The following is a 23,726-nucleotide window of genomic DNA, read 5'->3' as shown; positions in this document are numbered from 1 at the left end:
TACTCACAAACAGCGAAAGGATGTTTTTAATAAAAGGAATGCATTAATGAAAAAAATACACTTACAGTCCGTCATCATAAGGTTAACCCCACTTTTATTTACGCTTATCCCACTTACCTCTTCAGCCTCTGATATTGATATCACTAAAGCGAAAAATATTGATATTAGCGCCCCACTTAAAAACCATATCTCGTTTAATTCGTTTGATACCTTATCTTCCAATGAGCATGGTCTTATTTTTAATAATGATATCAATACCAATAGTAACCTTGGTGACAAGGCAGCTAAACTCATATTAGCCGAGGTCACGGGTACGGAAGAAAGTAAAATTCAGGGAATATTAGGGATAAAAGGGCAAGCAGCAAATTTGGTGATAGCCAATCCAAATGGTATTTCTTGGGTCGATGGTTCAGCAAGTAACATCAGCAGCCTATCCCTGATCGCAGGCAGCCTTGAAAAGCAGTATGTTAAAAATAAAGAAAATGAAAATAAACTCGAACCTAAGAAATTAGAAGATTACAGCCAGCTTAAATTCTCAGTCCATCCGGGAAGCCAAGTCAGTATCAATCAACAACAAGCCAATCCTATTCAATTATCCAAAATAAATGTCTTTGCCGACCGCATAAAATTACAAAATGCTGTCAACATTCATTCCGCTATACAAAATTATATCAGTGCATCAGGTACTGCCTCTATTTCACCGAGGGAAGGGACAATGCGTTATGGTGCCAAATTTAAAACCGACATTCCTTATAGCCAAAGTAATCATTTAGATATGAGTGAAAATGCTAAGCTTTCAGGCCGTTTAATCACTCTTGAGAGCCACCAATATCAATGTAAAGACAGCTTTCTTTGCCCACAAAATAAAATCGATATTAAAGGACTGATACAAACTATGAATTTTTCATTACGCGGGGATGGTGAATTTTCCATTTCAGATACGGGAACGATTAAAATTGGCAAAAATCTACAACCTCTTGTGGCCCAAGTGACTAAGACCGAGTAGTCATAAAACGTAATCAAGGTGTATAAATTAAAAGGACTGAGTTCTGTAAAGTACAAAAATCAGTCCTTACCTACTGCTTAACCAAGCTTTCCACGTTTATATATAGGCTCAGGTCATGCATCACGTTTTTTATTTAACTTATACAATTAATACTGAACCCTGTTTAATGGCAATATCCCTGAGTTTAGTTTGCTAAATGAATAAGCTGGATCCTTCAAGTTACTTAAACTATCAATAGGTTCAATTTGACAACAATTATCTGCCAACAAAACCAGCTCCCGATTAAATGAATGTTTATCTTCAAAGTAACTCGATAAATACATGGCACCACGATGGATTTCAAGCGTGTCAGCAAGGTCATTTACGTGAAAACTGTGCTTATCCAATTGAATCATCAAATGACGTTTAGCTCCAGCATTCGCGCCGTAAATATCACGTAATATTAGTGATGTCTGGTTTATTGAATCGGTGATAATTAAATCATCATGATGTCTATTAATAAAAAGATCATTTTGATTATTTTTGATAGGCAGAATAAGACGATCTATCGCTTCATCCATTGAGTGATTATCAACGATAATCACTTGGTAACGTTGCCAATCATCCATTCTTAATTGGTAAGTATCTTTCCCTTCTCCCCCACTTAATATCAATGTCTGGACATCTTTTAATTGTGTTGGAGTAAGAATATCATCACTTTTTGTTCCTTTAATAATTAATGATGAACCTAATTGCCCTTGACTTGATAATGAATGAAAAATAATTTGTCCCTCAAAGGTGAATACCATTAATCCTCCTCCCATTTTTTTTACACTTTTAAGAGGCGCGGTAGGATATAATTCAACTTGTTCAGGTAAACTTTTTGGGTGTTTTAGAACTGCATTTTCATTAAACAGATCAGACAGCTCAGTGTTAGTAATCGCTTTTTGCTGATACAGTTTTTTAGTCTGTGAATCAAAAATAATCCCACTTTGCGTATTTTGGTCAAAACCTAAAAACTGTAAGTCATTTTCAGATGATAAATACTGAGTAATAATTACTTTATCTTTGAAATACCATGCAGGTAATAACTGTTTCCCATCATCTCTTTTTAATCCTAATAATGCGATTGGATGCTCTTCATTAGTAAATTGGTTTAAGCTCTCCCAATTAAATAATTTGTTTTCAAACCATTCTTTATTAAGGGCAACGATATTTGCACTGCCATCAACATTAAGCTGCTTCACAACGCCATTTTTGAAAATAACTAATGCATTCCCTTGCCAATTAAAAACCGTTTCTATTTGATTGAAATTCAATCGTTTCGCGGTTGGATTATGAAGATCAATAATATCTTGTCCTAGCCCTTCTTGGCGAAAAATTGTGTCTTCCTGTTGGCTATAAAAGAAAAAGACTTCTACTCCATTATCATCAAAGAGGCTACAAACTAATGTTAGATCCTTTGGTGGTTGCCAATTCCATGTATCCGTCATGGGATCAAATGATTTAAAACGCGCACCCACAATTTTTAATAACGTCGGTATTGTTCCGCTAACTTCAAATTGATATTCCATTTGTAATAGTTCTGCTTTGGTCATAAAGCCAGCATAGGTATTTCCCATCACCGCCTCAAAAGGGACTCTATTGGCGAGTTGCCTATCCATATAAGCTAATTCGTTAGCGTTACTCGAAAACCATCGTAATGACGGAGATAAATCGGATATTAACTGCTGATCATAATTTTCAGGCTTTTCTAAATTGGGTTTAATTAATGAACCATCATCACGACGTAACCAATAAAATCGAGTGAAACCTAAGTAATCAGTACCTTTGACCATCATGATTTTTGCTAACGTTGGTGATGATGATACTTGTGATATTTCAGTTCCATGTTCCTGACTTCTAATATAGTTAGCGCTGACCAAATAATCATGTTTTAAGAGTTCCTTACATTGTTTCAATGGAATTGTAGTCGTCGTCTGATGTAATTTGTCCATTAAAGCTCGATCATTAGAAATGCTGACTAACGCTAATTGATTATTCTCCATGTGATAAGTGATATTTACTTTGCTATTTCTATTTATGTTAGTTAATTCAATACTCACTAAATCATTTTTTAACGTAATTCGGTCAATTCTTGTGTTATTGCCTAATAACGCTAAAAAATTAAAGCGTGTTTTCAAAATTCCCGTATTGATATCTATCGTCCAAAAAACGCCCTCTTCTTCCGAATAAAAATATGCTGTATCACTAATGATACCCGCTAATAATGCAGATTGGTTTTCTATATTCGAGGAATTGGTATAGAGCATACGCTTCGCGGTAACATCATAAAAAGCACGTCCGACATCCACATCATTATGCTGATAATGATTAATAATTACATATTGCCGATGCAATTCACCTTTTTTTGCTAAACCTTCGAGAAAAGACTCAATAGACAGTTCTTTTGAACGCCAATGCTTTCCATTCAAGCTGATAATGTCTACCGTTTTATGCTTAAAATTAATTTCACGAGTTTCATGTCGACTATTAACAAGACGAAATTGATTAGACTTCGCAGTATCGTCAACATAAACAACTGTGTTACCTATTTTAATATGATCATCCGTAATTTGAATAACGAGATCATTATTATTATCAATAAAGCTGGTATCAATAATCCACGTGGGCTCACCACTGCCAATTGATGATTGTTTCAACCTTAAAGAAGCGCCATGATTCAGCGTAATTTGATATTCGCCATCACGCCCTATAGCAACATGTTCTATATGACCATGCCAGGACTCTGGAAGTGTAGGGACAATTAAATGTCTATTTTGAGGATCTAAAATGATATTAATCGATGTAAAAACATATTCATGGCTTAATTGTGATATGACATACTCCATACCACAATAAAAATAGTCAAAATAAAACTGATAGCTTTCTTCCATATTTCTCAGAACTGAAAACCCACTATCTCCACGACTTGTTGCGCCAAAAAGGGTGCTGTATTTATAATTAATATAAGACTTAGGCACAACCGGTAGCACGATAGCATTCGACTTAGTTGTATCAAAATTAACCCACTCTGGTGAAACCCCAACCGCTTCTCTCACATTAATGGCGTTATCCTTATTAATCTCCGCACGTGGAGATGATTGAAAATCACTCAAGGCACTATATCCAAGCGTCCATGACCTTTCTTCTCCGCGGTAGATATATTGGCTGCCTAGCTTGAAAGTTCTCTCTGAAAAATCAATCTCATCGATTACAATGCCATTTGTTGGTATTAATAAACTTTTTTCGGCGTCATAAGTTATCGCTGCATTCTGATAATTTTCTTTATAATGCATAAAAATGGCGCCAACTTCCGCTGCCTTTAATGCATGCCGCTCATTAATTTTAACTAACTCTGTGACGCCAATGCCAATGCCTGCTAGCGGTACAGCTAATGGCATGGCAACACCCGCAATGGTTTCAGCCCCTAACAGAGATGCGCCATATCCCACGATCGTTGTCGTTAGTGCTGCTGAGTCAAACGCTAATTGAGTTCCAAATACCGCTCGCTGCTGCTCATTTTCTGCATTCGCTAATTCATAAATATCGAGCCCAACCATCGTACCTTGAAAAACAGCCCCAATCCCCTCATTCGCTGTCCGTAAAAATGATGATGAAAAATTATTCATCACTGTTTTTCCTACTTCAGAGCCTTCCTTCCAAAGTGTATTCACCAACCGAGTGACTCTAGACACATCGCTCAATGTTCCATGAGCCATCATTGTATAACTTACATAGGCATGGATTTTCAATGCTGTATCTAGATTAGAAGGCTCCCCTGAAGCAACTGACTGGCGATTTCGATTGGCAGACCATTCAATCAATGCCCGAATACCTATCGCAGAATTAAGCCCATCAACATGTTCAGCATCATATACACCACCATGGACATCTTCATGTTGTAACGCTAAATCATTAAAAGAGTAGTGCTTGCTAAAAGTATCGATTGATTGATTAAAATATTCTTTAAATTCAAAAAACGTTTTATCATCCGTTTCAATCCAACGAGGAAGACTCTCATCGCCTTTATGAATAAACTGTATTCGATATCGCCCATCATCTAATGCATCTGTACTCGCAAAAACGGGTAACCAATTTTCATTTAATTGGTGAAGCTGGGTGATTTTATCGACCGATAATTCAAGACGTGCTCCCCATTGCTCCGCTTTTAAAATGCTAAAAGAAGACTGTATTTGCCGGTCTTTCACTAATGAATTTTGTTTTTCTATAAAAAATTTAGTCTTCTTGTATCGCTGAGTGACTTCTTCTAAATCAGTTGAATAGACTAAATCTTCAACGCTCACTCCCGAGCCGACCTCGACATCAGCCATTTTTTGTACATCAATGGAAATTAGTTCAAAGATAGGTTCTGATATTTTTCCTAGTGCATCATATTGATACGCCATCTTATTTTTAACTAAAAAATCATTTAACGTAGAAAATAGTTTTTTAGGGCTATCGAATGTGTAAAGGCCAAAGTTAGGATCATAAAAATAGTAACTAACTCCGCCATTCTGGCTCTTTTTTCCTATTAACATAGAATGACTTTGGGTATTTAAGGCATACATTTTCGTCCCGTCAGTCTCAATTAATATCTTTTTGATTCCCTTTAAATCAAGTAAATCAAGAGACGTTGATGCCTCTATGGCTTCTAGATTTGAATGTAAGTTGATCAATGACATTTTCAATATCACCGAGTTTTTTTCTTCCGGTGAGGCTGCTGCAATAAACATTTTATTAAGCAGCTCATCCGCACCGCTGTTACCGTCTAAAGCGAGTGCAACTGACATTGCTCTAACTAAAGGGTAACAGCGCCCCGAATCATCCCCCATCAACGATAAATATAAATCTTGGGGCGCTACTCGTTGATAAATACTTCCACCTTTTTGAAATAAGGTATTCATTCTTAATGTAAAATCTAAAACGTTTTTTATATATTCGGATTTTTCTTTTATTTTAATCTGTTGAGATAAAGCACCTCTATCTTTAATATTTAAGCCGCCATGAATATAAAATTCTTTCATTTTTGATGAAGACATTTCATCATTAAACCCATTAATGCTCAATTCATGATAATTTTTAATACCGGTATTGAACTCAATCTCTCCCATCCATATATCATTACTTAATATAGCTTCATATTGATTTTTAATTCTTGTTTCATTCGATAGAAAACCTGTTTTAATCCTCGGCTCTTCTATTTTAACAACCGCTCCCTCTCCATAATGTTTTTTAATTTTTAACCATAACCAACTACGTTCAACAGATAACAGTTCAGATAAAATGGAATCGTATTTTTGTTTGTAATATTCATTTAATTCTTTATTCATTTCTAATATTTTTTCTAACTCATCAATTCTTACACTATCCTCATCTGATGTTACTGTTTTATTTAATGTTGATTTTTTATTTTTCAAATCAACAATTTCCGCTCTTGCATTCTCTATTTTTATCTTTATTTTTCTTTTTTCAATATTGAGATGTTGTTTTATTTCATTCTGTAACTTTACCCAAGGAATAATAGCGGGATGCTGCGATGAGAACTCGCCTTCTAAGTAAACTCCATCTTCAATATTAGTCGTATCAATATTAAAGTATTTTGCAATATCGACTAATTTTTGATGAACATCATTACGATATTGATTAAACCTTTCTAAATTTAATCGAGAGAACGCTTCATCAGGAGATAGGCTATTAACGATAATTCCGTGCGTTCGTAGCTTCGGTATTGGGATTCCATCAATAACTTCATATTCTTGCCGTTGTAGAATTAATGCCCACCTACCTTCTTTAAATCTCATATAAGCCATTGCTAGGCCTTCGTCCGCCCCAGAAACTTGATAATCTCGAAAATCAAATGCCATGACTACATTGTCATATAACACTGAACTATTGACACGCCCATCATGATAAACACGATATACGAGTTCATTATGTTTTGTCACAATGACTGAGCATCCAGTTAAAGATCCGGTAAATAGAAAATCATTTTCTGTTGCTTGTATAGGGATATCAACGAATGAAGGTGTTTTAGTTGATTGATTAGCGCCATTGTAACCTAAAAAATAAGCATCAACGGTTAATTCTGAAGTAAGCTTTGACGATTCATATACCATTTCTACCGCAAAAGTATGTGGTGATACTTTTGTAAATTGAGCTCGACCACGTGGAGGTAACTTTCCCATTTTAGTCATGTTATCACCACTGATTGCAAATAATTTAGAGAATGACAATGGATCAGCAATAAACGTTTTAATATCATAATTTGCAGAACCATTCTTTGTTGCTGCATTTCCAAATATCGGTATTTTTAAATGACTATCTCGCAATGCTTGGACAATTATCTTTGATTTTACTTTATTATTCAGCATACTTATCATTCCTTTGATTTTAAATAAAAATACAATTAACAATTATAAAAAACGTCACTAGGATTGTTTCACATAAAATAAAAACATTAAATTAAAATTTAGTTAATTAAAATAATCAAATTCACTTTAGCTATGAAAAATAAAAATTAATATATAAATTGAAATAACACTCATATTAAAATAGCGAACTAAATAAAAAACGGCCTCAATACTTTTGAGGCCGTTTTTTTTATCATGATTATATTTGCGTTGATTACATCCAGAAGAACCAAGCAAATAATGAGATAACAATAATACAGGCCACGTTTAATACCGCACCCACTCGTACCATTTCAATCTGCCTTATATAACCAGAACCAAATACGATTGCATTCGGTGGTGTGGCAACAGGTAGCATAAAGGCACAAGATGCACCAATACCGATAATCATCGTCAGAACGATAACCGGCATACCCAATGCTTCTGCTACAGTCGCAAAGATAGGAACTAATAAAGCAGCACTTGCTGTATTACTGGTAAATTCGGTCAAAATGATGATAAACGTCGTGACGGCTAAGATAATGACAAACCAATGACTTTCACCAAAAGTTAATTGCATCCAGTCGGCCATAATTTTACTTGCACCTGATGAGCTTAAAATTGCACTCAAGGTCAAACCACCACCGAACAGCATCAGTACGCCCCACTCGGTATTTTTTTGAATTTGAGACCAACTAGCAACCCCAGTAATACCAATTAAAATAGCCGCACTCATTGCAATAATAGTATCTAAATCTTTTACGCCACCAAAAGCATCACTAATGAAGGTACTGGTGATCCAACAAATCACCGCTAAGAAGAAAATGATCATCGCAGTGATACGTTTACCATTCCACTCAACATGCTCTAGCGCTATTTCAAAGCGGTGTTTGAGATTTGGGCGCAGCATCATATACATTAGAACAAACATCATCGGCAATAAAACAAGCATAATCGGAATGCCGTATTTCATCCATGAGAGGAAATCTAAACCTAATGCAGCAGCAGCAATGGCATTCGGTGGACTTCCCACGATGGTCCCTAGACCACCGATACTGGCGCTATATGCAACACCTAATAATACGAAGACAAAAGTATTACGTTCTTGGCGAATATCAAGATTTGATAAAATACCTAATACCAGTGGAAGCATCATTGCCGCTGTTGCCGTGTTACTTATCCACATGGATAAGCCCGCAGTAACACCAAATAGCAGTAATACCGCAACAGAAAGACGACCACGTGCTACCATTAATAAGCGGTTAGCAATCAGTCTATCAAGGCCTTGAATATGTAAGGCAGTGGCTAATGCAAAACCACCAAAGAAAAGAAAGATTATTGGGTTAGCAAAGGATTTTAAAGCGTCCCCTGTATTCATTAACCCTAAACCCACAGCAAGGATCGGAATACACAATGCCGTAATAGTGACGTGGATTGCTTCAGTCAACCAAAGTATCCCAACAAAAACCATCAACGCAAGGCCTGCGTTAGCTTTGTCGTCAAAAGGTAAATATTTCAAAAGCAATATTAGTATAACGATATCAACAGCTAAGATAACCCAACCTCTTTTATTTGATGGGGTTGGCCCTACTGCTGGTGTCAAAGATTCAGAAGCGTCCATGTAAACTCCATAGCTCGGAAAGTAAGTTAATTTCGAGTTTTATTGTTAATATTTTTTTACAAGTTGTCGAATATAGAGTTAATTTAATGAGTTGGAAATGTGGAAACGCCAAAAATGCGATCTATGCCGCGCAATTTCACTGTTTTTCTATTTAATCAGCAATAAATAATCTATTTTTTCGATAAAAAATAGATGGGGATCAAGTCATTTAAACGTAGATCCAGAACAGTTGATATGACTATAACCTTCTGCCTAAAACTTTCTATTGCCAAGTTTGTATTTTAAATTGGCATGCTTATCGAATATCATCAACGAGCTTTTACCCTTTAAGTACTCCATAAAACTTGAAACACTTATCTTCGGTGAGATACTCACTAACATATAAACATAAAACTATAAAAAAAACGGGGAGCCTAAGCTCCCCGTTTGATCACTAAATTAAGTTCAAGCTAGATTATGCTTGGCCTTTAACTTCTTTCAGACCGTTGAATGGCGCGCTGTTACCCAGTGCTTCTTCAATACGGATCAGTTGGTTGTATTTAGCAACACGGTCAGAACGGCTCATTGAACCTGTTTTGATTTGGCCTGCTGCTGTACCAACTGCTAAATCAGCAATGGTTGCATCTTCAGTTTCGCCTGAACGGTGAGAGATAACGGCAGTGTAGCCAGCATCTTTCGCCATTTTAATCGCAGCTAAAGTTTCAGTCAGTGTACCGATTTGATTGAATTTGATCAGGATTGAGTTAGCAATGCCTTTATCGATACCTTCTTTCAGGATCTTAGTATTCGTTACGAATAGATCGTCACCAACCAATTGGATTTTATCGCCAAGAACTTTAGTCTGGTATGCGAAACCATCCCAGTCAGATTCATTCAAACCATCTTCGATTGAAACGATTGGGTATTGTTTAGTTAGCTCTTCTAAGTAATGAGTAAACTCTTGTGAAGTGAAAGTTTTACCTTCGCCTTTCAGCTCATAGTTACCTGTTTCTTTGTTGTAGAACTCAGAAGCTGCACAGTCCATCGCCAAAGTAACATCTTTACCTAGAACATAGCCCGCTTGTTCAACCGCTTCTTTAATCGCAGCTAATGCCGCAGCGTTTGATTCTAAGTTTGGTGCATAACCACCTTCATCACCAACGGCGGTTCCCATACCTTTCGATTTCAGAACTTTCGCTAAATGATGGAAAATTTCAGAACCCATGCGAATGGCTTCTTTCAGCGTTGGCGCGCCAACAGGCTGGATCATGAATTCTTGAATATCAACGTTGTTATCTGCGTGCTCGCCACCGTTGATGATATTCATCATTGGCAGAGGCATTGAGTATTGACCGTGAGTACCATTGAGGTCAGAAATATGCTCATACAGAGGCATACCTTTTGCCGCAGCTGCTGCTTTTGCGTTCGCTAACGAAACCGCCAAAATTGCGTTTGCACCAAATTTAGCTTTATTTTCAGTGCCATCAAGATCAATCATGATTTTATCGATGTTTGCTTGATCTTTTGCATTTTGACCGAGAAGCGCTTGTGCGATTGGACCATTTACTGCGCCAACTGCTTTTAAAACGCCTTTGCCTAAGTAACGCGCTTTATCACCATCACGCAGTTCTAGTGCTTCACGAGAACCAGTAGATGCACCTGATGGCGCAGCAGCTAAACCAACGAAACCACCTTCTAAATGAACTTCAGCTTCTACAGTTGGGTTGCCACGAGAGTCAATGATTTCACGACCGATCACTTTAACAATTTTAGACATTAGGTTTTCCTCAGTACAAGTTAAATTTCGGGAAGTTGGCCTCAATGACCGACTTCCCCATATTTTATTTCAACTCACCTTTCTGGTACTTACCAGCGGCTTTAACAAAACCTGCAAACAACGGATGACCATCTCTTGGGGTTGAAGTGAACTCAGGGTGGAACTGGCAAGCCACAAACCATGGGTGGTTTGGATTTTCAATAATCTCAACCAGTTTATTATCCACAGAACGTCCAGCTACCTTAAGACCCGCATCTTCAATACGCTTAAGTAACATGTTGTTCACTTCATAACGGTGGCGATGACGCTCAATAATGGTATTTTCACCATACATATCACGAACTAAACTGCCGTTCACTAAATGACATGCTTGACCACCAACACGCATTGTTCCACCAAGATCGCTCTCTTCAGAACGCACTTCGACGTTACCGTCCTCATCACGCCATTCTGTAATCAGCGCAACAACAGGGAATTTACAGTCTGGCTTAAATTCTGTTGAGTTTGCATCTGCCATATTGGCAACATTTCGAGCAAATTCAATTAGCGCAACCTGCATCCCTAAACAAATACCTAAATAAGGAATTTTATTCTCACGTGCATACTGTGCCGTAAGAATTTTACCTTCCACACCACGTTCGCCGAACCCACCTGGGACTAAAATTGCATCTAGTCCTTTAAGCAATTCGACACCACGATTTTCGATATCTTGTGAATCAATCAGTTTAATATTTACCGTTAAACGGTTTTTTAAGCCACCATGTTTTAGCGCTTCAATCACTGATTTATAAGCATCAGGTAACTCAGTATATTTACCGACCATGCCAATAGTCACTTCACCGGCTGGATTTGCTTCTTCGTAAATGACTTGTTCCCACTCAGACAGATTTGCTTCTGGACACTCAAGACGAAAACGGCTACAGATATATTCATCCAGACCTTGTGATTTCAACAATACTGGAATTTTATAAATGGAATCAACGTCTTTAAGTGAGATAACTGCTTTTTCTGGCACATTACAGAATAGCGCAATTTTTGCACGTTCATTAGCAGGGATCACACGGTCTGAGCGACAGATTAGAACGTCAGGTTGGATACCAATTGACAACAGCTCTTTTACTGAGTGTTGTGTTGGTTTAGTTTTCACTTCGCCCGCTGCCGCAAGATATGGCACGAGTGTTAAGTGTATATATAAGGTACGCTCACGGCCAACTTCAGCCGCCATTTGACGAATAGCTTCAAGGAATGGTAGTGATTCAATATCACCGACTGTACCGCCGATTTCGACTAGTACAACATCATGACCTTCGCCACCACGAATGATGCGGTCTTTGATTTCATTAGTGATATGAGGGATAACTTGAATCGTCGCACCGAGGTAATCACCACGACGCTCTTTGCGCAAGACTTCTGAGTAGACGCGCCCAGTCGTAAAGTTATTACGACGCGTCATTTTGGTACGAATAAAACGCTCATAATGACCTAAATCTAAGTCAGTTTCAGCGCCGTCTTCTGTTACGAATACTTCCCCGTGTTGGGTTGGACTCATTGTTCCTGGATCTACGTTGATGTAGGGATCCAGTTTCATCATTGTTACATTAAGTCCACGGGCTTCGAGTATAGCCGCCAATGAGGCTGCGGCAATGCCTTTACCCAGAGAGGATACGACCCCGCCGGTCACAAAAATATAGTTAGTTTTCATGCTGAACCTGAAAGTTTAGGTTTAAAAGATGATGGATATAACAGGACGGGAAAACAGTATACCCGAACCTTAAATTCGCTACAAATGTTCTAAGCATAATAAGGCCAAGTTTCATCAATACCTTAATAATATCAGCAAGTTAAAAACGAAAATATTTTATCGTTTGATAAATATACATCTGACTCTATTTTCATAGATTAACACAGTTCAAAAGCAAAAGCTAAATCCTTTCAGCTCGTTATATAGCTTAAAAACGCGATTTTGAACTAACCTTGATCTTGAATAACTATTTGATGACAACTTTATCCACAACTGCTTAAAATTTATAATGATATTCTATGCACAAAATATGACGAGCCTTAAAAATATACATCGTCATTCGCTCTAAATAGTTCGCGTTGTAGCTAGGCGGCAAGCGACGCTAATCCTGGGGAGCATACATCAGTATGTGACTCAGGTTAGCAAGAGCAGCCAACAACGCTACGGCACGAAATATGACGAGCCTTAACAATGCAAACGACGCTAATCTCGGGGAGCATACATCAGTATGTGACTCAGGTTAGCAAGAGCAGCCAACAACGCTACAGCGCGAAATATAACGAGCGCTTATTCTTGACGCTTAATCGCAACCCACAAAGCTTCCATCTCATCAAGTGTAGCACTTTCCGTCGTTTTTCCACTTTCTGCTAAACTTTTCTCGATTTTTCGAAAACGTGTCTCAAATTTTTGACAGGCTTTTTGCAGTGCCATTTCGGGCTTATACCCTAAATGGCGTGATAAATTTACGGTTGCGAATAGTAAATCACCGATTTCTTCTTCTAGATGCCGCTCATCAACAACAACCTGTGTTGCTTCTTCCATGACTTCTTCAAGTTCTTCATGCACTTTGCCAACAACGGGGCCTAGCGTATCCCAATCAAACCCAACTGATGCGCAACGTTTTTGAATTTTATAGGCTTTCATCAAAGCTGGAAGCGAATTAGGGATATCATCAAGCACGGAAAATTGTGCTTTTTCAGCTCGCTCTTGAGATTTACGCTGTTCCCAACCTTCAATCACTTCATCACTACTGAGTTGATTATTCGCATCAAAAATATGCGGATGGCGACGCTCTAGTTTGTCGCTCACCGCTTGGCAAATATCATCAAAATCAAACAAAGATTGCTCTTTTGCCATTTGTGCATAAAACACCACCTGAAACAATAAGTCACCTAGTTCACCTTTTAGGTCAGCAAAATCTTCACGCTCTATTGCATCAAGCACTTCATAAGTTTCTTCAAGGGTATAAGGGGCGATAGTTTTGAAGGTTTGCACTTTATCCCACGGACAACCTGTTTGCGGATCACGCAATTGTGCCATGATGGATAACAAGCGTTCGATGTGTTGTTTGCCCTGATTCATTTTTAACCTTTAGGATTTACTTTAAGAAATAAGCTTACTTTGTATCGCAAACCAGTAAAATCATCAACAAATGCGATTTTTAAGAATGATAAAACCCCGTAAATTAACGAACAAGTTGTGGTTAGGCGGCGATAGGAGGTTACTCAGGTTACATACTTTTGTATATAACCTGAGTAACCGAATGAAGCCAACAACGCCACAGCTCGAAATATAACGAATAGCAATATCCAAAATAGTTCGAGTTGCAGCTAGGCAGCAAGCAAGCGAGACCCTGGGAACGTAGATAACTACGTGACTAGGGCGAGAGCGCGCAGCTAACAACGCTGCGACTTGAAATATGCAGGATATTTATTGGGAGTGACGCTTCGCCTCAATAACATCTGCCAACTGATTGAGCTTAGTAAGAACCCGAGCTAGCACTTGCAAATTATGGAGCTCAATCGTCATATCAATTGTGGCTAGCTGCTGTTTGACATCACTGCGGCTGCTGACTCCCAATACGTTGACTTTTTCATTGGCTAACACGGTGGTGATATCACGCAGTAGTCCACTTCTGTCATTGGCAACGACTCTAACCACTAACGAGTAACCACTTGAGTAGTTCTCGCCCCAAACGGCATCTATAACGCGTTCTGGCGCATGACTTTGCAATTCTGCCAGCTGTTCACAATCGATACTGTGAATTGAAATTCCACGGCCCTTTGTAATAAAGCCTGCAATTTCATCGCCAGGTATTGGTTGGCAGCAACGAGCAATATGGTGCATTAAATTGCCAACACCTTCGACAACTACGCGCCCACTATCATGGGATGGCGCTCTTGGTACGACAGATTTGCTTTCCAGCGTTTTCATTGCTGCACGGTCAGCTTCTTCTGCAGTTGTTTTATTAAATTTACCTTGCAGGAAATTAACCAATTGGTTGATGCGAATGTCACCACCACCAATACCGGCTAATACTTCATCCAATGAATGAACGTTATAGCGGCCAATAAGGAGTTTCTCAACATCCTTGATGCTAAGTTCGAGTGTGGCTAATTCGGTATCGAGTATTTGTCGCCCTGCCAGAATATTTTTATCTTTGTCTTGCTTACGGAACCAGTTTTGGATTTTAGCTCGACCACGACTGGTAGTGACATATCCCAGATTCGGGTTAAGCCAGTCACGACTTGGATTCGGGTGTTTCTGCGTGATAATTTCTATTTGATCGCCCATTTGCAATTGGTAGCTAAATGGGACGATCCGGCCGCCTATTTTTGCACCAATACAACGGTGTCCAACATCACTGTGGATATGATAGGCAAAATCAAGTGGTGTCGACCCTGCGGGCAAATCAACCACATCGCCTTTAGGGGTAAACACGTAGACTCTATCATCAAAAACCTGGCTACGAACTTCATCGAGCATCTCGCCAGAGTCTGACATCTCTTCTTGCCATGCAATCAGCTTACGTAACCATGCAATACGGTTTTCATAGCTACTGCCCTTGCCAAGCCCGGTAGCACCTTCTTTATATTTCCAGTGCGCGGCAACGCCAAGTTCAGCATCTTCGTGCATCTGCCGAGTTCGAATTTGTATTTCGAGGGTTTTACCACTAGGCCCAAGCACCACAGTGTGAATAGACTGATAACCATTCGGTTTTGGGTTTGCCACGTAATCATCAAATTCATCAGGAAGATGGCGAAAATGGGTATGAACAATACCTAAAGCCGCATAGCAATCTTGCAAGCGTTCAACCACAATACGCACTGCTCGCACATCAAATAGCTCATCAAAGGCTAATGATTTTTTCTGCATTTTGCGCCAGATGCTATAAATATGCTTAGGGCGACCGTAGATATCTGCATGAATTTGTTCTTTAAGCATGTATTTACGTAAAGTACCGACAAAGTTATCGATATAATCTTCACGATCAAGACGGCGCTCATGAAGTAATTTAGCAATTTTTTTGTATTCGTCTGGGTGTAAATAACGGAAACAGAAGTCTTCTAATTCCCATTTTAACTGTCCAATGCCTAAACGGTTTGCCAGAGGCGCATAAATATTAGAACACTCTTTTGCCGCCAGTACGCGTTCTTCCTCGCTGGCATCTTTGACTTCACGTAGGTGAGCAATTCGTTCGGCAAGTTTGATGACAACGCAGCGGAAGTCTTCAACCATCGACAATAACATGCGACGGATGTTATCAACTTGTACCGAGCTAGTTTCACTGGATTGCGTGGCTTTTAGTTGACGAATTGCGTCCATTTCAAGCACGCCTTTCACTAATTCGTGAATAGACTGGCCAAACTCATCAATAACCGCTTGCTCATCCAGTTTCCCTTCTTCCACTAAAGGGAACAACAAAGCGGCTTGAAGACTGCCAATATCCATACTCAGTGTGGATAAAATTTCAGTCATTTCAATGCCGCGCCATAGCAGCAGAGGGCCTATGTCTTGTCCTGATAACTTATCATGACAATATTGCCAGGTATGGATGAGCTTTTCTTCTGATTGTTTATTATTCAGCCCAAGACCATTAACCCATTTTTCAGGGGCAAACTCACCTGCTGGGGTAAGATGTGCACTTCTTACTGCAACCATAATTTCTCCCTACCTGTTAACCCTCTGGACTACAAGTAAATAGCGCCATTGATTCCAGATGACTGGTGTGCGGAAACATATCTAACATCCGCAAATGTCGTAATTGATAGCCAGACTCAAGCAAAACTTTACTGTCTCTTGCTAATGTTGTCGGATTACAAGAAACATAGACAATTTTTTCTGGCATCAGTTTAATTAAATGTTCCATTACGCCAGCAGCCCCTGCTCTAGCAGGATCTAATAAAACTTTATTAAACCCTTCAACTGCCCAAGGCTGCGTGTGGATCTGTTCTTCCAAGTTCTCATTATAGAATGCCACATTAGAAATAGAATTGAGCTCAGCGTTATTTCTGGCTTGTTCGACTAAATTTTCGACACCTTCCACACCCACAACATATTTAGCAACTCTTGCCATAGGCAGTGTAAAGTTACCCATTCCACAAAAAAGATCTAATATTCTATCGTCACTGTTTATATCTAACCACGCTAACGCTTGCGCCACCATATGTTGGTTTATCTCGGCGTTAACCTGAATAAAATTAAGTGGATTGAACTGTAACCGTTCACCAGCGACTTGGTACTCCGGTATTGGCGCTAATGCGTTCAGCGGTTGTAAAACCCCTTCATTACCCGCTAACCATACAGCAAGCTGATGATGTTGTTCAAAATCGAGTAGTTTCTTTCTATCTGAATTATTAAAAGGTGTCAGATATCGAATAAGAACAATGATGCTATTATCAGCTTTAATCAACTCCACATGCCCTAATTTAGGCGCTATGCTAAGTTGATTGAGACATGCAGAAAGTGGCTTAATCAATGTATCAAGGTCAGGATGCAAAACAGGACAAGATTTTATATCAACCAATGTATTCGATTGTGTTTGACGAAACCCCATCGCAAGGTGCTTAGTTTTTGATTGATATTGCAATCCAAGGCGCGCTCTACGTCGGTAACCATAAGCTTCACCACTGATAACAGGTGCCGCTGTTTGATTAACACCCGTTTCTCTCGCCATTAAATGCTGTAAGACTTGTGCTTTGCTTGCTCGCTGTAATGCGATATCAACATGCTGCTGCTGGCAGCCACCACATTGATTGAAATAACGACAGCGCGGTTTAACCCTTTGAGGACTATCATTAAAACGTTTAATCACTTTTGCTTTCGCAAAATGCCGTTTTTCTTCGGTGAGTTCAATTTGAGCTTCTTCCCCCGGCAATAAACCAGCAACAAAGATAGCTTTACCCTCAATGCGGGCGACGCCTTGCCCTGCTGCATCAAGGCTATCAGCAATAACCGTAATTTGACGGCGTTGGGTGGTGCGGCGATTCGGCGAGTAAAATTGGGCCATAAGTAGTCACTAAGGGGTATCGATGTTAAGTTGTAGCATATTCATGCTGCTATACGGATCATAAGGCATATAATATCAGTTTTTTAAGCAATATTATTTACCCCTTTTGCGTTTTATTAACTAACCCCTTACTAATTTTTGATTGAGGTTAGTTAGTCACCATAAATTTACGATACTCTTCATAGGCATAGTGGTCTGTCATGCCACTGATATAATCTTGAATTAATCGAGCTCGGTAATAAAATTCAAGAATCGATTTATCGGCTTCATTGGTCGCAGAAATTTTTTCTAATGCTTCCGAGTAAGATAAACGGTGTTTATTTGAGAGTTTATGAAATAACCGAGTCTCAATAAAAAAATGTTTATGAAAATTATTGTCGACCAAAGAAGCAAAATCAGATCTATTCATCATTAATAATGGGCTATAGACATCAAGCAACCCGCTAATAATACGGTAACCTTGTAATTCCAATTGTTCCACTTCAGGGTGGTTAAATACGTACTTAAATGCGATCGTTTTTAAGACTTTTAATAACCGATGCTCCGGGCTTTTATCCTCTAATAGTGCACTATTGAAGCGCCCATGATAAATTTCGGGGAGATTTTGTATAAATTGTTGTGCACTGTAATAGGCTAGTTTTCCGGTAATATTAACCCGCAAATACATAAAAAATTGGTCTTGTTGAATACGTCTAGTATGGTTGTCACTGATATTATTATAAGCCCGCATGATGGTCTGATCGAACAAATCACCTTGCTTAACTTCCCCCCACTCTACTTTCAAATACTCAATCAATTGCTCTACGGTGAAGATGCCTTTTTCTGCGGCGTCATCCAAATCAGCAATGCAATATGAAATATCATCAGCCGCTTCCATAATATATGACAGCGGAAAACGGCAATATTTTTCCATGTCCAATTTTTTAGTTAATTCACTGACAAAGTCAGCTTCGGACCAATAATAGCCCGGTTTTTTCATTAAATAATCGAACTCATCGGGGATCGGGGCGAGATCGTATGCGCCACGAGTATATTTTAAAATAGCGCCAATCTGAGCATAGGTTAGGTTTAATTTTAGCAAACGATGCGCCATGCGTAGGCCTTGAGCATTTCCTTCAAATGCGCAAAGGTCTTGTTTTAATTGTCGACGGAATAAATCTTGTTTTTCATTACCGGTAAGCTGTAATGCTTTAATTTGGCATGGGTCTGTGAACTCAGGAGTAAAAATATAATCCGGTGCTAACAACTTATTAAACCAGCGTTGAATAGCCGCTTCACCAAAGTGACCAAAAGGCGGGTTGCCAATATCATGCATTAAACAAGCCATTTCGACTAGGCTTTCAAAGGCATCTGTTCTGTGTTCTAACCCGTATTTTTCAAGCAATTTTTTCTTTTTTAAATCGCCCAAGACGGTTTTACTGATATAGCGTCCAACTTGTTGTACTTCAAGGGAATGTGTTAATCGGCTGCGAACTGCGGAATTTTGCTCTAATGGAAAAACTTGTGTTTTTTGTTGTAACCGGCGAATAGCGGCAGAATTAATAATACGCCCACGGTCACTTTCAAATAAGCGATTAACCGCATCTTCATCATCTGCAGAGACTTTTTGACTGATCGAACTTTTATAATTGCGTTGAAAACTCAGTTTTTTAAAAAAGTTAATCTCACCCACGCTCACTCCTTGCCCTTTTACTTAACGTTTATTCACAGGCTCCAAACACAGAAAAACTCCCTGCAAATTGTATTTCAATGCTACACTTTACCCATCTTTTTTTAATATCCTGCTCACGATTTTTTAGCGCAATTTTCGGCTCAATCAATATACCTTAAATAAGGTGTATTGTAGTTAGCCAACAACTCTACCGCACCAAGAATGACGGGCATACCCAATAGAGAGTATTACACAATGAAAATCGGTATCATAGGTGCAATGGAACAAGAGATCGCCATCCTCCGTGCCCAAATTGAAAATTGCAAAACGCTCAACCGTGCAGGTTGTGAAATTTATACCGGTAAGCTAAATGGTATTGATGTCGCCCTGCTTAAATCAGGCATTGGTAAAGTTGCCGCCGCTATCGGTACAACACTACTTTTAGAACATTTTCAGCCCGATGTGGTTATCAATACCGGTTCTGCCGGCGGATTAGATCCTCGTTTAAATGTTGGGGATATTGTTGTTTCCACAGAAGTACGCTATCACGATGCTGATGTGACCGCATTTGGTTATGAGCCTGGTCAAATGGCGCAGTGCCCACCAGCTTTTGTTGCTGACCAAAAATTAATTGAAGCTGCTGAGAAATGTATTTCCCTACTGGATATGAATGCCGTTCGCGGTTTAATTTGTAGTGGGGATGCTTTTATTAATGGCGCAGAGCCTTTAGCGCGGATTAAATCGATGTTCCCACAGGTTGCTGCCGTTGAAATGGAAGCCACTGCTATCGGCCAAGTTTGCCATCAATTTGGGGTGCCTTTTGTTGTGGTACGTGCAATTTCGGATGTGGCAGATAAAGAATCTCACACCAGTTTTGATGAGTTTCTTCCTGTTGCGGCTCGTCAGTCATCGTTAATGATTAACGCGATCCTCGCCGAACTCGCTTAAATCGTTATACCCAAAATAGTTTAAGTTGCTTGAGTTAATGTAACGCTCAAGCAACTTGAAGAATGATGAGTATATACGTCAAACTTATTGGTATAACGCATATTCTGTTATGCCTTTTTATTAAATAACTTTTAATATTAAAATAATGACGATGAAAAATATTCACGCCCGGTTACGCCTAATTACGGCTCTATTTTTGATATCTATTTTTTCTTCTTCTGTATTTGCCGAGCCTAAACAACGCATTATTAGTTTGTCTCCAGCCAATACCGAGCTAGCTTATGAAGCTGGCTTAGGTAGCCACTTAATCGCCGTGAGTGCTTACTCCGATTACCCAGAACAAGCCAAAAAGCTCGAACAAGTTTCAGACTGGCAAGGCTTAAATGTCGAACGTATTATTGCGCTTAAACCCGATTTGATCCTTGCTTGGCGTGGTGGTAATCCACAGCGTCCACTGGATCAGCTTGCTTCATTAGGTATCCCTATCATCTATTTTGATCCACAAAATATTGATGAAGTGATTGCTGCCATTGGCGAACTGGCGCAATACAGTGAACATCCTGATGTTGCTCATCAAAATGTTGCCGCTATGCAAGCAATTTTGGCAAAGCAAAAGCAACAATACTCCATCGCTAATCCTCGCAAGCGGGTATTTATTCAACTTGGTACGCAGCCTTTATTTAGCGCGGGAAATCACACCATTCAAAATGATGTAGTTAAGCTTTGTGGGGGAGAAAATATTTTTGAAAATAGCGCTGTTCAATGGCCACAGGTCAGCCGAGAGCAAGTGCTTACCCGTAAACCAGAAGTTATTTTAATCACCGGAAATGAAGCCCAAGAAAAGGCAGTAAAATCTTTTTGGTACGGTCAATTGGATGTTCCGATCATTCGCTTAAATGAAGACTGGTTTCACCGCGCTGGCCCACGCATCATCAACGCTACCGAGCAACTGTGCGAACAGCTAAACGCTCTGCCGAATTGAAAAATTAAGAATTAAGAATTAAGAATTAAGAATTAAGAATTAAGAATTATAGATTGTATTTTTCTAAATAGTTCGAGTTGTGGCAAGGCGGCAAAATGAGGAAAACCCTGGGAGCATACACAAGTATGTGACTAGGATTGACGAATGAAGCCAATGCAGTCACAACTTGAAATATGACGAAAAATAGGAGCATACGTAAGTATGTGACCCGAGTAGCCGAATGAAGCCAACAACGCCAGAGAATGTAATATTTTGAGTATATAACGAAGATTTATTTTTCTAAATAGTTCATGTTGTGGCTAGGCGGCAAGTGAGGATATCTCGGGGAGCATACATAAGTATGTGACCCGAATAGCCGAATGAAGCCAACAACGCCACAGCGCGAAATATGACGAAAAATCGAAATATGACGAATTAGACGCTAAATGAAGACCCACAACCACACGTAGACTTAGCATTTGGATTCGTCACAATAAAACGCGACCCTTCTAAACCTTCAGTATAGTCAACACTTCCACCCACGAGATATTGCAGGCTCATTGGGTCGACTACCAGCGCTACACCTTGTTTTTCGATGGTCATGTCACCGTCGTTGATTTGGTCGTCAAAGGTAAAACCATATTGGAAACCACTACAACCGCCACCGGTGATATAAACACGTAGACGCAGGTTTGGGTTGTCTTCATCAGAAACTAAGTCTTTAACTTTAATTGCTGCCGCATCAGTAAACTGTAGTGGCAAAGCTGCATCATTATTCATATTTAACTCCAGACCGGTGACCGGTAAATTCATGTGTAAGCCGAAACTTACTCAGATCAATTATGCTAATTATCCGTCACCTGATTAAATCGTTCAAGTGTTGTTATCTAATTCGCACATTCTACATAACTCGGGTTCAACATTTGGTTTAATTGGTACAGTGCTTTAGAATACAGGAAACTTTTTTGTTTAGCCTCTTTTAGGAGCCTTGTTATGCGCCAATCAATAGAATTATACGAAGAAGCACAGCGGTCAATCCCCGGCGGTGTTAACTCCCCCGTGCGTGCTTTTAATGGAGTTGGCGGCACCCCGATATTTATCGATCGTGCTGACGGCGCGTATATTTATGATGTAGACGGTAAAGCCTACGTTGATTATGTTGGCTCTTGGGGCCCGATGGTTCTGGGACACAATCACCCCGCTATACGCGATGCAGTGATTAAAGCCGTTCACAAAGGTTTAAGCTTTGGCGCACCCACCGCGGCTGAAGTGGATATGGCAAAATTAGTCTGCGAACTTGTTCCTTCAATAGATATGGTTCGCATGGTCAACTCAGGCACTGAAGCCACAATGAGCGCCATTCGTCTTGCTCGTGGTTACACAGGTCGCGATAAAATCATTAAATTTGAAGGTTGTTACCATGGACATGCTGACTGTTTATTAGTTAAAGCAGGTTCAGGTGCACTGACCATGGGTGAGCCAAATTCTCCGGGTGTGCCTGAGGACTTTGTTAAACACACGTTAACCTGTACCTATAACGACCTTACATCAGTACGCAAAGTTTTTGAAAAATATCCAGAAGAAGTAGCCTGTGTGATTGTTGAACCCGTTGCAGGCAACATGAACTGTGTTCCGCCAACTGCAGAGTTTTTACCCGGTTTACGTGCCTTGTGTGATGAATTCAATGCACTACTAATCATTGATGAAGTGATGACCGGTTTTCGTGTCGCATTAGGTGGCGCACAAGATTATTATGATGTTAGCCCCGACCTAACCTGCTTAGGTAAAATTATCGGTGGCGGCATGCCTGTCGGTGCTTTTGGTGGAAGCATTAAGGTGATGGAAAAACTCGCTCCTATTGGCCCTGTTTATCAAGCAGGAACATTATCCGGCAACCCTGTCGCGATGGCTGCGGGTCTTGCATGTTTAAAAGAAGTTTCGCAAACTGGTGTTCATTCACGTCTCAATGAATTAACAGAAAACCTGGCTCGTGGACTAAAACGTGTCTCACAAGAGCAAGGTATTCCAATGGTTATCAATCATGTCGGTGGAATGTTTGGTCTTTTCTTCACGGATGCAAAAACGGTGACTTGCTACCAAGACGTGATGGATTGCGATGTTGAGCGCTTCAAAAAGTTCTTCCACCTGATGTTAGAACAAGGCATCTATCTCGCCCCTTCTGCATTTGAAGCAGGCTTTATGTCCATCGCCCATAGTGATGCTGACATTGAGAAAACGGTTAAAGCGGCAGAAAACGCCTTCAGAAAAATGAACGAGAAATAATTTTTCTTTAGAGACAAAAGAGGCGCTATCAAATCAATGGTAGCGCCTCTTTTTTGTTC

The 23,726-nt window shown here is 39.5% G+C and carries 13 protein-coding genes and 1 pseudogene; 4 read left to right on the top strand and 10 right to left on the bottom strand.

What is annotated here, in order from left to right; all coding sequences use genetic code 11:
- Positions 1-46 precede the first annotated feature (46 nt).
- Entirely contained in the window at positions 47-1,006 is a 960-nt protein-coding gene (locus tag M998_RS15635) for a two-partner secretion domain-containing protein (RefSeq protein WP_082787573.1), read from the top strand.
- Positions 1,007-1,152: 146 nt separating this feature from the next.
- Here the strand turns inward: M998_RS15635 and M998_RS15630 are convergent, their stop codons facing one another.
- The 9 genes and pseudogenes from M998_RS15630 to dgt all read right to left on the bottom strand — a co-directional run bounded on the left by M998_RS15630 (position 1,153) and on the right by dgt (position 19,496).
- Positions 1,153-7,398: a TcdA/TcdB pore-forming domain-containing protein gene (locus M998_RS15630; protein WP_232007537.1), complete on the bottom strand. Its 6,246-nt coding sequence runs from the start codon at positions 7,396-7,398 to the stop codon at positions 1,153-1,155.
- A gap of 253 nt (positions 7,399-7,651) precedes the next feature.
- A complete protein-coding gene (locus M998_RS15625; RefSeq protein ID WP_068446187.1) occupies positions 7,652-9,037 on the bottom strand; it encodes an SLC13 family permease in 1,386 nt (461 codons plus the stop codon).
- 255 nt (positions 9,038-9,292) lie between these two features.
- Positions 9,293-9,427, bottom strand: a pseudogene (locus M998_RS19350) (transposase); the annotation flags it as partial.
- Positions 9,428-9,491: 64 nt separating this feature from the next.
- On the bottom strand, positions 9,492-10,793 hold the full coding sequence (gene eno, locus M998_RS15620; RefSeq protein WP_068446189.1) for a phosphopyruvate hydratase: 1,302 nt from the start codon (positions 10,791-10,793) through the stop codon (positions 9,492-9,494).
- A gap of 64 nt (positions 10,794-10,857) precedes the next feature.
- Positions 10,858-12,495, bottom strand: a complete 1,638-nt coding sequence (gene pyrG / locus M998_RS15615) for a glutamine hydrolyzing CTP synthase (RefSeq protein ID WP_068446191.1) — start codon at positions 12,493-12,495, stop codon at positions 10,858-10,860.
- A gap of 606 nt (positions 12,496-13,101) precedes the next feature.
- Positions 13,102-13,896, bottom strand: a complete 795-nt coding sequence (gene mazG, locus M998_RS15610) for a nucleoside triphosphate pyrophosphohydrolase (RefSeq protein ID WP_068446192.1) — start codon at positions 13,894-13,896, stop codon at positions 13,102-13,104.
- Between the two features lie 348 nt (positions 13,897-14,244).
- Positions 14,245-16,476 carry a GTP diphosphokinase gene (relA, locus tag M998_RS15605; RefSeq protein ID WP_068446195.1) on the bottom strand — a complete coding sequence of 744 codons (2,232 nt, stop codon included), beginning with the start codon at positions 16,474-16,476 and terminating at the stop codon, positions 14,245-14,247.
- A 16-nt stretch (positions 16,477-16,492) separates the two neighbouring features.
- Complete coding sequence (gene rlmD, locus M998_RS15600; protein ID WP_068909711.1) at positions 16,493-17,824, bottom strand: 23S rRNA (uracil(1939)-C(5))-methyltransferase RlmD; 1,332 nt, start codon at positions 17,822-17,824, stop codon at positions 16,493-16,495.
- 148 nt (positions 17,825-17,972) lie between these two features.
- A complete protein-coding gene (gene dgt / locus M998_RS15595) occupies positions 17,973-19,496 on the bottom strand; it encodes a dGTPase (RefSeq protein ID WP_068446199.1) in 1,524 nt (507 codons plus the stop codon).
- Between the two features lie 234 nt (positions 19,497-19,730).
- Here dgt and mtnN point away from each other — a divergent pair, with 234 nt between their 5' ends.
- Both mtnN and btuF read left to right on the top strand, forming a co-directional pair.
- Positions 19,731-20,423, top strand: a complete 693-nt coding sequence (gene mtnN / locus M998_RS15590) for a 5'-methylthioadenosine/S-adenosylhomocysteine nucleosidase (RefSeq protein WP_068909709.1) — start codon at positions 19,731-19,733, stop codon at positions 20,421-20,423.
- 151 nt (positions 20,424-20,574) lie between these two features.
- On the top strand, positions 20,575-21,405 hold the full coding sequence (btuF, locus tag M998_RS15585) for a vitamin B12 ABC transporter substrate-binding protein BtuF (RefSeq protein ID WP_068909707.1): 831 nt from the start codon (positions 20,575-20,577) through the stop codon (positions 21,403-21,405).
- A 414-nt stretch (positions 21,406-21,819) separates the two neighbouring features.
- Here btuF and erpA read toward each other — a convergent pair whose 3' ends face one another.
- A complete protein-coding gene (gene erpA / locus M998_RS15580) occupies positions 21,820-22,164 on the bottom strand; it encodes an iron-sulfur cluster insertion protein ErpA (protein WP_068446205.1) in 345 nt (114 codons plus the stop codon).
- 213 nt (positions 22,165-22,377) lie between these two features.
- Here erpA and hemL point away from each other — a divergent pair, with 213 nt between their 5' ends.
- The gene (hemL, locus tag M998_RS15575) at positions 22,378-23,667 is read left to right on the top strand and encodes a glutamate-1-semialdehyde 2,1-aminomutase (RefSeq protein ID WP_068909706.1); all 1,290 of its coding nucleotides are present in this window, start codon (positions 22,378-22,380) and stop codon (positions 23,665-23,667) included.
- The last annotated feature ends 59 nt before the right edge of the window (positions 23,668-23,726 follow it).

The sequence above is a fragment of the Providencia heimbachae ATCC 35613 genome (assembly GCF_001655055.1).
GTDB classification, from domain to species: domain Bacteria; phylum Pseudomonadota; class Gammaproteobacteria; order Enterobacterales; family Enterobacteriaceae; genus Providencia; species Providencia heimbachae.
The sequence above is the reverse complement of the archived record's forward strand: the minus strand, read 5'-3'. Positions and strand labels throughout refer to the sequence as shown.